Raw genomic sequence first — 13297 nt, forward strand, 5'->3', positions numbered from 1 at the left:
GCGCGTGGGCCTGATCGATCGCTACCTGGCACGGGAGATCCTGCTCCCGTTCGCCGCGGCCCTGCTGTTCCTGACCCAGATCCTGCTCGCCACGCAGATCCTGGGGCAGGCCGACGTCCTGTTCGGCTCGGGCGTGTCGCTCGTGGACGTCGGGCTGGTGATGCTGTCCCTCATGCCGCACCTGCTCGGGTACGTCATCCCGGTGGCGTTCCTGCTGGGCGTGGTGCTCGGCGTCGGGCGCCTGGCGGAGGACCGCGAGGTGGTGGCGCTCGGGGCGGCGGGGCTCTCCCCGGTGCGCCTGGTGCGCGTGCCGCTGCTGCTCGGCCTGGTGGTGGCGGCGCTGGGCGCCTGGCTCTCGCTCTCGGTCGAGCCCGCCAGCATCCGGGCCGCGCGCCTGCGCCTGAACGAGGTGGTGAAGCGCAACGTCACGAACGACGTCCGCGGCGGCACCTTCTACGACCAGATCCCCGGCTACACCATCTACGCCGAGCGGGCGCGCGGTGGCCGCTGGGAGAACGTGCTCATCCAGGACCGCTCCAACCCCGACGCGCCCATGCTGGCGCTCTCGCACCGCGGCCGCCTGGAGCCGGTCGGCGCGGGCCAGGACATGCGGCTCGTGCTGGAGCAGGGCGAGGTGCACCGCGAGGAGGTCGGCACCGCCGACTACGCCTCGGCCGCGTTCGGCAAGGCCGAGATCCTCGTGGGGCTGGGCACCGCGCTCAGCGATCGCAACGTGCTCGCGAAGTCGAGCCGCGAGGCCACCGTGTCCGACCTGCGCGCCCGCGCCGCCGCGGCGCGCGAGAAGGGGGACGTGGTGGAGGCGCGCCGGCAGGAGGGCTACCTGCACCGGAAGCTCTCCGCGCCGCTGGTGGTCGTCGCGTTCGCGCTGCTCGGCGTCCCGCTCGGCGCGGAGCGCCGCGGCGGCCGCGCGTTCGGCATGGGCGCCACCTTCCTGCTGGTGGTGGTGCACTACCTGCTGCTGCGCGGCGGCGAGGTGCTCACCCAGCTCGGCCACCTCCCGGCCGCGTTCGCGCTGCAGCTCCCGAACCTGGTGCTGGGCGCGGCGGGGATCGGGCTCGTCCTGCTGATGGCGCGGCGCGGGCCCGAGGCGGTGCGGTGATCCTGTTCCGCTACGTCGCGCGCCGCATGCTCGGCGCGTTCCTGGTGGCGCTGACCGGCGTGGTCGGCATCTACCTGGCGGTGGACTTCGTGGACAACGCGTCCGCGTACACCGGCGCCGGCTGGCTGCCGGCGGTGCTGCAGCTCTACGCCTACAAGGCCGCCGGCGTGGTCTACATGGTCGCGCCGGCCGCGCTGATCCTGGGCGCGGGCATCGCCACCTCCATGTTCCGCCAGACCCGCGAGTACACCGCCATGCGCGCGGTGGGGCTCGGCCCCTGGCGGCTGGCGGTGCCGGTGCTGGCGGTGACGCTGCTCGCCGGCGGCGTCCTGGTGGTGCTGAACGACCTGGTGGGCGTGCAGGCGGCGGAGCGCGCCGAGGAGATCACCGCGCACCGCTTCGCGCGCGGCGGCAACCTGCGCCGGTTCCTCGCGGCGCGCGAGCCGAAGCGCTGGTTCCGCGGCATGGACGGCAAGCGCGTGTACCACCTGCGCGGCAACCTGCCCGACGGCGGCTTCGAGCGCGTCACCGTGTACGAGCTGGGCGAGGGGTTCACGCTGGCGCGGCGGATCGACGCCGCCCGGATGCACCCCGACGGCCGCGCCTGGATCCTGGAGGACGTCGAGGACCGGACGTTCCGGCAGGACGGGTCGATGGGGCTGGAGCGGGCGGACCGGAAGCGGTACGCGTTCGACGAGCCGCCCGACGCGTTCGCCGTGATCGCCGGCAAGCCCGACCAGATGCGCTGGAACACGCTCATCCGGCAGATCGGGATCCGCAAGCGGCTGGGCCAGCCGGTGACCGAGTTCCAGCTCGAGCGCTACGACCGGCTCGCGTACCCGCTGGCCGGCATCCCCGGCGCGCTGCTGGCGCTGGCGCTCGCGCTGCGGCGCGACCGGAAGGGGCACCTCGCCGCGGCGCTCCTCGAGGCGGTGGGCGTGACGCTCCTGTTCTGGGGCATGCAGGGCGTGAGCTCGGCGCTCGGCCTGTCCGGGCGCGTCGCGCCCTGGATCGCCTCCTGGGCGCCCAACGTGGTGTTCCTCGCCCTCGGCGCGATCGCGGTGCACCGGGCGCGCTGACCCGCCCGGCGCCCCCGCCCCCAACACCCCGCTCGCGCCCGGCCGCCCGGCGCCCCACCTTGCGCCCGAGTGCCCCAGGCGGAAGCGGCGGTCGTGCAGGTGGAGCGAGGGCGGGCCGACGCGGCCCGCGCGGTGCTGGTGCGCCTGGCGTGGGCCGGCGCCGCGCTGACCGCCGTCTCGCTCCCGGTCTCGATCGCCGGGATGCAGATCGGCGCCGGGGTGGCGCTGGGCGCGCTCCTCCTCTGGCGCGTCGCCGGGGGTCGCGGGCCGCCGGTCCCGGCGCCGGGCGCGCAGGTGGCGCTCGCGACCCTGGTGCTGCTGGGCGCGGCGCTGGCGTCGATCGCGATCGCGGCGCTGGCGGGCGCGGGGGCGGCCCGCATGGATCACGTGCTCTACGCCCGGGGGCTGGCGCTGCCGCTCGTGTTCCTGCTCGCGATCGAGCGCGGCGACGCCGGCGAGGATCCCGAGGCGCCGCGGCGGCGGGCGCTCGCGCTGGTGGTCGCCTGGGCGGTGGCGACGCTCCTGCCGGCCTCGATCGCCTGGGCGCAGCACCGGACCGGCTTCGACCTGCTCCACGCGCTCGGCCTGCGCGACGCGCCGCTCCGCGCGAAGCTCTACACCGGGGTCGGCCCGCTCGACGTGCCCACCGGGCGCTACGGGGCGGTCGGTTTCTTCAGCTGGTACACGCGGCTGGCGCTCTCGCTGACGCCGCTCGCCGCGCTGGCGGGGGGGCTCGCGCTGCTCGCGCCGCTGCGCCGGCGGACCCGGGTCGCGCTGGCGCTCGGCGCGGGGGGCGCCGCCTGGGCGGTGGTGCTCACCACCTCGCGCGCGGCCTGGGCCGGCCTGGCCGTGGCCGCGGTGGCGCTGGCGCTCTCGGCGGGACGGCGAGTCCGGCGGGTGGCGCTGCCGCTCACCGTCGCGGTGTCGGTGGCGGCCGGCTGCGCCGTGCCCGACCTGCGCGTCCGGCTGGGGCGGGCCTTCTCCGCCGAGAGCAACGCCGACCGCTCCGCCATCTGGCGCGCCTGCCGTGCGGTGATCGCCGACCACCCGCTCACCGGGGTCGGCTACAAGGCGCTCCCCCAGGTGGGCCGGCCCTACTACGAGACGTACAGCGCCGACACCCCGGTGCGCTCGTGGTGCCACGACACGCCGCTCTCGGCCTGGGCGGAGGGCGGCCCGCTCCTGGCGGGCGCGGTGCTCGCCTGGATGGCGCTGCTCGTGCGCGCGTTCCTGCGCGCCCGCCGCGCCGGCGACCCGCTGGCCCGCGCCGCCGCGGCCGGCGCCCTGGCCGCGCTCGCCGCACTCACGGTGAACGCGCTGGTGCACGACGTCCTGTGGGCGATGGAGCCGCTCTACGCGAACGGGTTCCTGCTCGCGGCGGCCGCGGTGCTGGCGCACCCGCGCTCCGCCGGGGCGTCCCGCGCGCGGCCCGTCCTGCGGGCGGTGTCCTGAGCCGGGGCGCGCGACCGCGCGGGGCAGGCGGGTGCCCGGGCGAGCGATCGACGCCTACGTTCCCTCGACGTGACCGCGCTCTCTCCCTCCGCCGGATCGACCCGGACCCCCGCGCCCCCGGACGCGCCCGCGCTGGCGGGCGCCGCCGCCGACGTCTGGCGCTTCCGCGAGCTGCTCGCGCTGCTGGTGCTGCGCGACCTGAAGGTCCGCTACAAGCGCAGCGTCCTCGGGATGGTCTGGACGCTGCTCAACCCGCTGCTCCAGATGGTCGTCTACACCCTGGTGTTCTCGACCATCCTGCGGATCGGCGTCCCGGACTACCCGCTGTTCGTCCTGTGCGGCCTGCTCCCGTGGTCGCTGCTCGCGGTCGGGACCACCGGGGCGGCCACCGCGCTCGTCGGCAACCAGTCCCTCATCCGGAAGGTGGCGGTGCCGCAGGCGGTGTACCCGCTCGCGGTGGTGGGCTCGAAGCTCGCCGACGCGCTGCTCTCGATCCCGGCGCTGGCGCTCCTCGCGCTCGCCACCGGCCGGCCGCCCGGCGCGAGCTGGGCCTGGCTCCCGCTCGCGCTCGCCTGCGCGGCCGGCTTCACCGCCGGGCTGGCGCTGCTGCTCTCGTCGGCGACGGTGTTCTTCCGCGACCTGCGCCACCTGGTGGAGCTCCTGTTCCAGGTCTGGTTCTACGTGACGCCGGTGTTCTACCCGGCGAGCTTCCTCGAGCAGCTCCCGGTGCCCGCCCTGCGCGCCGTGCTCGCCGCGAACCCCGCGGCGCCCATCGTGCGGCTCTTCCAGGAGAGCGTGTACGAGGGTCGCAGCCCGGCCGCCTCCACCGTCGCGTTCGCGCTGCTGGCCGCCCTCGTCTCGCTCGCGGTCGGGGGCGCGGTGTTCACCCGCTGCGAGCACGGCCACATCCACCATCTCTGACATGACCGGGACCATCACCTTCGAGGACGTGGGGATGTGCTACCGCCTGCACCGGGAGCGGGTGCGCTCGCTCAAGGAGGCGGTGCTGGGCGGCTTCCGGCACCTGCGCGAGGCGGACGAGCTGTGGGCGCTGCGCGGCGTGAGCTTCGAGGTGCGTCCCGGCGAGGCGGTCGGGCTGGTGGGCGCGAACGGCTCGGGGAAGAGCACGCTCCTCAAGCTCGCGGCCGGCGTGCTGCGCCCGACCGAGGGCCGGGTGCGGGTGGAGGGTCGGGTGGCGCCCATCATCGAGCTCGCCGCCGGGTTCGACCCCGAGCTGTCCGGCCGGGACAACGTGTTCCTGAACGGCGCGCTGATGGGCCGGGCCCGGCGCGACATGGCCCGGCGGCTGGAGCGGATCTTCGCGTTCGCCGAGCTGGAGGGCTTCGAGGACGTGCCGGTGAAGAATTACAGCTCCGGCATGTACGCGCGGCTCGGGTTCGCCATCGCGGTGGACGTCGAGCCGGAGATCCTGGTGGTGGACGAGGTCCTGGCGGTGGGCGACGAGCGCTTCCAGGCGCGCTGCCTGGAGCGGATCCGCGCGCTGCTCGCCGGCGGGACCACGCTGTTCCTCGTCTCGCACCAGATGGACCAGGTGGCGGAGGTGTGCCGGCGGGTGCTGCTCCTCCACCGGGGCGGCGTGTGCCACGACGGCGCGCCGGCCGACGCCATCCGGCGCTACCGGGAGCTGCAGGGCTTCACGCCGCCGCCGGTGGCGCGGACCGGCTGAGCGGAGGGCGCGTGGGCGAGGCGGTGCTCGCGGTGGCGGGCGGGGCCGAGCGCGCGCGGCGCGCGGGGGTGGCGCTCGGCCGCGGCGCGGCGCTGGTCGCCGCGGCCGCGGCCGGGCTGGCGCTGGCGGGCGCCGCGCTCTCCGCGGTCGCGCTCCACAACGGCTTCCCGCTGGTCTACTCCGACACCGGCACGTATCTGGAGTCGGCGCGGGTGCTCCAGCCCAACCCCGACCGGCCCATCGTCTACGGCCTGGTGGCGCGCGCGGTGGCGCTGGATCGCTGGCCGTGGCTGGTGGTGGCGGCGCAGGCGCTGCTGCTCGCGGCGCTCCTCCGCGCCGCGTTCCGCGCCGCCGGCGCCCCGCGGCCGGGCGCCTGGGCCGCCCTGGCCGCGCTCGGGCTCGCGGCGCTCACCAGCGCCGGCGTCACCGCCGGCCACCTGCTGCCGGACGTGCTCGCGCCGGGCGCGCTGCTCGCGCTGGCGCTCCTGCTCGGCGAGCGCGCCGGCCCTGCGACCCGCGCCGGCGCCTGGGCGGTGCTGGCGCTCGCGGTCGCGTCGCACGCCTCGCTCCTGCCCATCGGCGCGCTGGTGTGCGCGGGCGCGCTGGTCGTCGCCCTTCGGCGGGCGCCCGGGCGCCTGGCCCGGGCCGGCCGGGTCGCGGTGGCGGCGCTCGCCATCGCCGCCGGCGCGGCCGGGCTCGCCCTGCTGAACCGCCACCTCGGCGCCGGCCTGGTGCTCGTCCCGGCCTCCCCGGTGTTCCTGGCCGGCCGCATGGCCGAGACCGGCCTCCTGCACGACGTGCTGGCGGCGCGCTGCCCCGCCGCCGGGTGGCGCCTGTGCCGGTGGCGCGCCCGGGTGCCGCACGACATCGACCAGTTCGTGTGGCGGCCCGACAGCCCGTTCTACCGGATCGGCGGCTTCTCGCCGGCGGGCATCGCGGAGTGCCGGAGCATCGTGCGCGCGTCGCTCTCCGAGCCGCGCTGGCTCGCGCGGCACGCGGTGGACGCGGCGCGCGGCGGCGCCGAGCAGCTGGTGCGCTTCGACCTGCGCTGGGTGGACTCGGCGGAGGCGGCCGGCGGCTGGTCGCACGAGATGCTGGCGCGGAGCTTCCCGGGGCAGCTCGCCGCCTACGACGCGGGCCGGCAGCGGCGCGGGACGCTCGACCTCTCCGGCCTGGAGCGGGCCGAGCGCGCCTCGGTCGTGCTCGGCGCGCTCGTCGCGGCGGCGCTGCTCCTGCGACGGCCGCGCGACCGGCGCGGCGCGGACGCGCGGGCGCTCGCGGCGGTGCTGCTCGCGGGCGTGGTGGTGAACGCGGCGGTGTGCGGGGCGCTCTCCTCGCCGAACGGCCGCTACCAGTCGCGGGTCGCGTTCCTGGTGCCGCTCGCGGCGCTGCTGCTCGCGGCGGCCCGGACCGGCCGGAGCGGGGAGGAGGGGCCATGGCCGCCCACGCCGTGAACTCTGCCGCGTACTGGGAGGCGCGCTTCGCCACCGGCGACTGGGACGCCCACGGCGGCCCGGCCCAGGCGCGGTTCTTCGCCGAGGTGGCGCTGTCGCTCCTCGCGCCGGAGGTGGTGGACGACCTGCGCGCGCGCCGGGCGACGATCTGTGACCTCGGCTGCGGCGAGGGGGAGGGGACCGCCACGCTGGCGGCCGGGCTCGGCGTGCCGGTGGCGGGCGCGGACGTGTCCGGCGCGGCCGTCGCCGTCGCGCGGCGCCGCCACCCCGGCCTCGCGTTCGAGCGGGCCGACGGCGCGCCGCCCGGCGAGGTGGACGCGCTGTTCACCTCCAACACGCTGGAGCACTTCCGCGACCCGTGGGGCGTGCTGGCGGCGGCGCTGGGGCGGGTCCGGCGCTGGGCGGTCCTGCTCGTGCCGTTCGAGGAGCGGGAGCGCATCCCCGAGCACGAGGCCACGTTCGAGTGGGAGAGCTTCCCCGCCGAGGTGGCGGGCTTCGATCTCTGGGACCTCCGGGCAGAGGACGTGTCGGCGCGGCCCGGGTCGCGCTGGCCCGGCGCGCAGGCGCTGGCGGTGTACGCGCGCCGCGGGGCCCCGGACCTGCCGGCGCGCCCGGCGCCGGCGGTGGCGGCGCTCGCCGCGCGCGCGGCGGCGCTGGCCGCGGTGGGCCGGGCGCTCGCGGCGGAGCGGGACGCCTGGCGGGCGGAGCGCGACGCGCTCGCGGCGGCGCTGGCCCGGGCCGAGGGGTGGCTCTCGCGCGAGGCCGGCGCGCTCGCCGCGGCGCTCGAGCAGGCCCGCGCGCCGCGCGGCTACGCGGCGGGCCGGCTGCTCGGCGCGCTCCGGCGCGCGCCCGCGGGCGCGCTGCGCGGCTCGCTGCGGGGCGCCCGGGCGCGGTGGCGCTCCGGTGACGCCGAGGACGATCGGTCCTGCGCCGCGGCCGCCGCCGATGCGCTGGGCGCGCCCGACCCGCTCCGCGACGGCGCCGCGGCCGCCCGCGCGCTCGCGGCCGGGCTCCCGCCGCCGCCGCCGTCGGCCGACCCGCCCTACCGCGCCCACGTGCGGGCGCTGGCGGAGCGCGCCACGATCCCGGGGCCGCGGCGCTCGCGCTCCGGGGACGCGCTCCGCGCGCTCGCCGCGCGCGCCCGCGGCGCGCCCGCGTCGGTGGTGTTCCCGCCGCTCCTCCCCTGGACGTTCCTGCGGCAGCGGCCGCAGCAGCTCGCCCGGGCGCTCGCGCGGCGCGGTTGCGCGGTGGTGTTCTGCACCCCGGATCCGGCCCGCGACGACGTGGACGGGCTGCGCGAGCTCGAGCCCGGGCTGTTCCTCGCGTCCGACCTGCGCCTGGCCGGCGACCTGGAGCGGCCGGTGCTCTGGCTGATGTGGCCGCAGCAGCGCGTTCACGCGGCGCTCCTGCGGCGGCCGCGCCTGGTCTACGACTGCGTGGACCACGCCTCGCTCGATCCGCTGCACGGGCCGGCGATGGAGGCGGACCGCGCCGCGCTGGCGCGGGAGGCGGAGCTGGTGCTCGCCACCGCCCCCCGGCTCGCGGACGGCCTGCGCCCGCTGCGCGACGGCGTGCTGCTCGTGCCGAACGCGGTGGCGCCCGAGGACTTCGCGGCGGCGCCCGGCGCGCCGGTCCCGGCGGACCTCGCCGCGGTGCTCGCCGGGGGGCGGCCGGTGGTCGGGTACATGGGCGCGTTCGCGCCCTGGGTGGACTGGGCCCTCCTGAACGCGGTGACCGCGGGCGCACCGGACCTCTCGTTCGTGCTGCTCGGGGCCGACTACGGCGGCGCGCTCGCCCGGCTCGCGCCGCGGCCCAACGTGCACGTGCTGGGAGAGAAGCCGCACGGGGCGCTGGCCGGGTACGCCTGCCGCCTGGACGCCGCGATGATCCCGTTCGTGCTGGACGAGGTGACCCGCGCCGCCTCGCCGGTGAAGCTCCACGAGTACCTCGCGGCCGGCGCGCCGGTGGTCTCGACGCCGATCGACGCGTGCCTGGGCGAGCCGGCGGTCGCGGTCGCAGACGGGCCGGACGCGTTCGCGGCGGCGCTGCGGGCCGCCGTCGGCCGGCGGGACGACCCGGCGCACCGCGCGCTGCGCGAGCGGGCGGTCGCCGCCAACACCTGGGCCGGGCGCGCGGAGCAGATCCTGCGGGCGCTCGGGGCCGGCTGAGCCGTCAGCCCTGCGCCGGCTTGCGGGCGCGTCGCCAGGCGTCCTCGAACGCGTCGGCGTACGCGCGCGCCATGCTGGCGACGTCCAGCTCGCCGAGCACCCGCGCGCGCCCCGCGGCCGCGCGCGTCCGCCACGCATCGCGGTGCAGGCCCACCTCGCGCATGGCCTCGGCCAGCGCCGCGAGGTTCGCCTCCGGGTAGCTGCGGGCCAGCGCGCGGAGCGCCGCGAGATCGAGCGTGGCGAGGCGCGGGTAGGGGTTGGGCAGCACCAGGCCGATTCCACCGCGCACCACCTCCCGGGCGGAGCCGACGTCGGTGAGCACGAGCGGCAGCCCGTGGTACATCGCCTCCATCACCGCCACGCTCCAGCCCTCCACCAACGAGGGCTGCACCAGGCAGTCGCAGCTCCGGAGCAGCCCCGCCACCTCGGTCCGCCCGGCCTGGTGCACCTGGTGCACCCGGTCCTCCAGCCCCGTCCGCCGGATCGCCGCGGTCACCTCGGCGGCGTAGGCGGCGTCGGCCGGCGCGCCCGCCAGCACCAGGTGCGCGCCGGGGAGCGCGCCCGCGATCCGGCGGAACGCCTCGACCGTCACGCCCTGCAGCTTCTCGCGCGCGAAGCGTCCCACCTGCACGAAGACGACGTCCCCTGCGCCGATCCCGAGCGCGGCACGCGAGGCGGGCGGCGCCTCCAGGCCGCGCACGTCGAGGCCGTTCGGGATCACCCGCACCCGCCGCGCGTCCACCCCGAACACCTCCTCGACGTAGCGCTCGACCGGCGTGGAGACCGCCACCACCAGGTCCATGGCGCGCAGCGCCGCCGCGCGGCGCGCGCGCTCCGCGCCCTCCATCCACACGTACGCGTTGTGCGCGGTGTACGCGCTCGCGATGCCCCGCCGCCCCAGGTCGCGCGCGCCGGCCACGCTGTAGTGGAGGCTCATGACCTGGAGCTTCCGCTCCTCGGCCGCGCGCGCCAGCCGCCGCTCGTCTCCGCCGGTGATCACCAGGTCCACCCCGGCCTCGCGCAGGCGCGCGCCGATCGCGCCGGGCGCGCGCGCGTGGACCAGCACCGTGGCGCGAATCCGCTCGCGCGGCAGGTTGAGCGCCAGGTCGGCCACCACCTGCTCCAGGCCGCCCCGGTCGAGCCCCTCCGCCTGGAGGCCCACGCGCAGCGGCGCGGCCACGGGGTAGACGCGCGCCGGCGGCTGCCGCGGCGCCGGGACGCGGCGCTTCTCGAACAGGCGGTAGGCGGCCACGCGCGCGAGCAGCGGCGCGCCGGCGGCCGGGTCGAGCAGGAACGCGCGCTCCGGGAACCAGCGGCTCGCGAGCGCCTGCGCGCCCGGCTCGCGGGTGAGGAGCAGGTCGTACCGGGCGAGCACCTCGCGCTCAAGCGCGTCGAGCGGCCGGTCCACCACGCACACCTGCAGCGCCTCGGGCCGGCGCGCCGCCTCCTCGACCGCGGGGTCGTCGCGGCGCGAGAGCAGGTGGGCGGAGACGTCGCACGGCTCGCCGGGCCCGGCCAGCCGCACGCCGGGGACCGCCACGCCGGTGCAGCGCCAGGCCAGCGGCGCCGCCAGGGCCGCGAGCCGCGCCTCGTGGCGCGCGCGCAGCCGGTCCACCGCGTCGGCGATGCGCAGCGCCCGCGCCCGGGCGTTCAGGCTGTTCTCGTGGACGCGGTACCGGTAGAGCACCTCGTCCACGTGCCCGATCCCGAACAGCGCGTGCATGCGCAGCCAGTAGTCGTAGTCCTCGCCGCCGAACGTGTCCTCGGCGTACGGTCCGAGCAGGCGGGCCGCGTCGCGCCGGTACAGGAAGCTCGCGCCGATGAAGTTGTCGCCGCTCCGGAGCAGGTTCTCGGTGGTGACCTCGCGCGGCAGGCGCATGCGGCTCGGGTCGCGCGGATCCTGGTCCTGCGGCCGGAACGCGGGGTCGCGGAGCGGGCGGCCCTCGCCGTCGATGGCCTGGTAGTCCGAGTAGACCATGGCGAGGTCGGGCCGGGCGCGGAGCCGGGACAGCAGCACCTCGAGCTGGTTCGGCAGCATCAGGTTGTCGGCGGACGTCCAGGTGAACCACTCGCCGGTGGCCACGGCGAAGCCGCTGTTCAGCGCCGAGGGGAGCTTCTGGTTGGGCTGCGTGAGCACCACCACCCGCGGATGGTCGGCGTAGCGGTCCAGCACGCGCTCGACGCCGTCGCGCGAGCCGTCGTTCACCACGATGAGCTCGAGGTCGCGGTGGGTCTGGGCGAGCACGCTCTCGATGGCGGCGGGCAGCAGGTCGGCCTGGTCGAACACCGGCAGGACCACGCTGACGCGGCCGCGGTGCCCGAGCGTCATCCCCGCGAGCGGCCCGGCGCCGCTCGCCGACGGGAGCCGCGCCGGCGCCCGCTCCGCCCCGCCCGCGCCGCGCCGCGCCCGCACGCTCCGGCGCAGCGCGCGGGCCGCCCGGCGCGCCCAGGCCGCCGCCGGCAGGGCGTCGCGCACGCGGTAGTACAGGAGCGCCGCGCGCCAGGCGCGGCTCGCCTCGACGTCGCGGAGCGCGCCCTCGACCGCCCGGAGCCGATCCTCCAGCGCCTCGGCGCGCCGGCGCTCGCGCTCGGCCACCGCGCGCGCGGCGGCGAGCTCGGCGGGGAGGCGATCCGCCTCCGGGGCGTCCGGAACGGGGAGGGTGTGGGGCTCGCGGGGCTCGCGCTCGAGGGCGATGGGCACGTCGAAAGCTAGGGGGCGGGCGCCCGCGCGGCCAGCGCCCGGTGCCCCCGCGGCGCGCGCCGCAGGGGGCGCGCCACAGCCCCGGTGATGGCCTGCCACGCGCGGCGCCGCGGGGGGAGCCCTGGCCGCGATAAGGTGGCGCGATGGACGCTGCGGGGACCGAGGCCGGCGGCGCGGCGGGGACGCGCGCCGGCGTCGCCGATCGCGCCGCGGCCGTCGCCGCGGTCGGCCTGCTCGTGGCGGGCGCGCTCGAGGCCTGGGCGATGCTGGGCGGGCTCGAGCCGGCCCGCTTCTGGGACACCCCGTCCTACCTCCACGACGCGGTCCACCTCGCCCGCGGCGAGGTCCCGCCGCTCGGCCTGCGCATGCCCGGGTATCCCGCGTTCGTGGCGCTCGTGGGCGGCCGCGCGCTCGATCTCGCGCAGGTCGCCGGGGCGCAGGCCGCGCTCTGGATCGCGAGCGTCGTCCTCGCGTACGCGCTGGTCCGCCGCCTCACCGGCGGCCTCGCCGCCGCGCTCGCCGCGGGGCTCGCCGCGCTCAGCTTCGTGGACCTGCTGTTCATGGCGGTGACCATCTACTCCGAGACGCTCTGCCTGGCGCTGGTGTGCGCCGCGGCGCTCGCCACCGCCGCCGCGTTCACCGGCCGCACGCGCGGCGCGGTCGCCGGCGCGGGCCTGCTCTGGGCCGCGGCCGCGCTGGTGCGCCCCATCTTCCTCGCCTCCGCGGGCGTGTACCTCCTCGCGGCGCTGGTCCTGGCGCTGCGCCGGGCGCTCTCGCGACGCGACGTGGCGCTCGCGTGGGCCGGGGTCGCCGGGGTGGTGCTGGCCATGGCCTCGCTGAACCTGGCCCGCGCCGGCCGGCTCGAGTTCTCGCCGGGCGCGGGGCTCTCGCTGCTCAACCACGTCGGCCACCCCGCGGTGTACCGCCACCTGCCGCCCGACCAGGCCCGCATCCGCGAGGTGTACGAGCGGCTCGCCGCCGAGCAGGGGCGGGAGTGGATCGGGTGGTGGCGCGCGGTCGGGCCGCTCGCGCAGGTGGTCGCGCCCGGGGAGGCGGAGGCGGCTGGCCGGCTCGAGGTGACCGCCGCGGAGCCGGTCGCCGAGCGCGTCGCGCTGCGGGCGATCGCGGCGGTGCCGGGCGGCTACCTGCGCGTGTGGGCCGGCGCGGCGGAGCAGCTCCTCGGGCGGTTCGCGCTGCAGCTGGGGTGGAGCGCCCGGCCGGATGGCCCGCCGCAGTGGCCACCCGGGACGTGGCAGCACCGCGCCGCGCGTGCCGCGGAGGCGGCGTGGCAGGTGGGGATGCCGTGGCTCTCCGCGGGCGCGCTGCTCCTGCCGCCGCTCGCGCTCTGGCTGCGCGCGCGCCGCCGCCGGCGTCACCGCCGGGAGGACGCGGCGGGACCGGCCGGGGCCGGCGCGGCGCTCGCCACGCTGTGGGCGATCGCGCTGGTGAACGCGATCCTCAGCCCGGCGCTCGAACCCTGGGCGGGGCAGATGCGCTACCGCTTCCCCATCCAGCACCTCCTGCTCGGGCTGGTGGTCAGCGCGGCGGTGCTGTCGGCGCGCGCCCTCCGCCCCGCGCTCGGGCTTGCCGGCGCGGGCGAGGGCGCGACCGGCGCCGGCGTCCCTTGACGCTCCGT

The 13297-nt window shown here is 78.3% G+C and carries 9 protein-coding genes; 8 read left to right on the forward strand and 1 reads right to left on the reverse strand.

The features are described from left to right. Positions 1–4 precede the first annotated feature (4 nt). The 7 genes from A2CP1_RS07485 to A2CP1_RS07515 all read left to right on the forward strand — a co-directional run bounded on the left by A2CP1_RS07485 (position 5) and on the right by A2CP1_RS07515 (position 8960). Complete coding sequence (locus A2CP1_RS07485; RefSeq protein ID WP_012632775.1) at positions 5–1120, forward strand: LptF/LptG family permease; 1116 nt, start codon at positions 5–7, stop codon at positions 1118–1120. Continuing rightward, complete coding sequence (locus tag A2CP1_RS07490; RefSeq protein ID WP_012632776.1) at positions 1117–2199, forward strand: LptF/LptG family permease; 1083 nt, start codon at positions 1117–1119, stop codon at positions 2197–2199. The genes A2CP1_RS07485 and A2CP1_RS07490 overlap by 4 nt, the downstream gene beginning before the upstream one ends. A 69-nt stretch (positions 2200–2268) precedes the next feature. Continuing rightward, positions 2269–3651: an O-antigen ligase family protein gene (locus A2CP1_RS07495; protein WP_150106330.1), complete on the forward strand. Its 1383-nt coding sequence runs from the start codon at positions 2269–2271 to the stop codon at positions 3649–3651. 69 nt (positions 3652–3720) lie between these two features. Further along, positions 3721–4572: an ABC transporter permease gene (locus A2CP1_RS07500; RefSeq protein WP_012632778.1), complete on the forward strand. Its 852-nt coding sequence runs from the start codon at positions 3721–3723 to the stop codon at positions 4570–4572. Position 4573: 1 nt separating this feature from the next. Next, positions 4574–5338, forward strand: a complete 765-nt coding sequence (locus A2CP1_RS07505; protein WP_012525450.1) for an ABC transporter ATP-binding protein — start codon at positions 4574–4576, stop codon at positions 5336–5338. A gap of 11 nt (positions 5339–5349) precedes the next feature. Then, positions 5350–6792, forward strand: coding sequence for a hypothetical protein (locus A2CP1_RS07510; protein ID WP_012632779.1), 1443 nt, complete (start codon positions 5350–5352; stop codon positions 6790–6792). Then, positions 6774–8960 carry a glycosyltransferase gene (locus A2CP1_RS07515; protein ID WP_012632780.1) on the forward strand — a complete coding sequence of 729 codons (2187 nt, stop codon included), beginning with the start codon at positions 6774–6776 and terminating at the stop codon, positions 8958–8960. Before A2CP1_RS07510 ends, A2CP1_RS07515 begins: the two co-directional genes overlap by 19 nt. 4 nt (positions 8961–8964) lie before the next feature. Here the strand turns inward: A2CP1_RS07515 and A2CP1_RS07520 are convergent, their stop codons facing one another. Next, on the reverse strand, positions 8965–11661 hold the full coding sequence (locus tag A2CP1_RS07520; protein WP_012632781.1) for a glycosyltransferase: 2697 nt from the start codon (positions 11659–11661) through the stop codon (positions 8965–8967). 143 nt (positions 11662–11804) lie between these two features. Here A2CP1_RS07520 and A2CP1_RS07525 point away from each other — a divergent pair, with 143 nt between their 5' ends. Then, a complete protein-coding gene (locus tag A2CP1_RS07525) occupies positions 11805–13289 on the forward strand; it encodes a hypothetical protein (RefSeq protein WP_012632782.1) in 1485 nt (494 codons plus the stop codon). The last annotated feature ends 8 nt before the right edge of the window (positions 13290–13297 follow it).

This window comes from Anaeromyxobacter dehalogenans 2CP-1 (genome assembly GCF_000022145.1).
Classification (GTDB): domain Bacteria; phylum Myxococcota; class Myxococcia; order Myxococcales; family Anaeromyxobacteraceae; genus Anaeromyxobacter; species Anaeromyxobacter dehalogenans.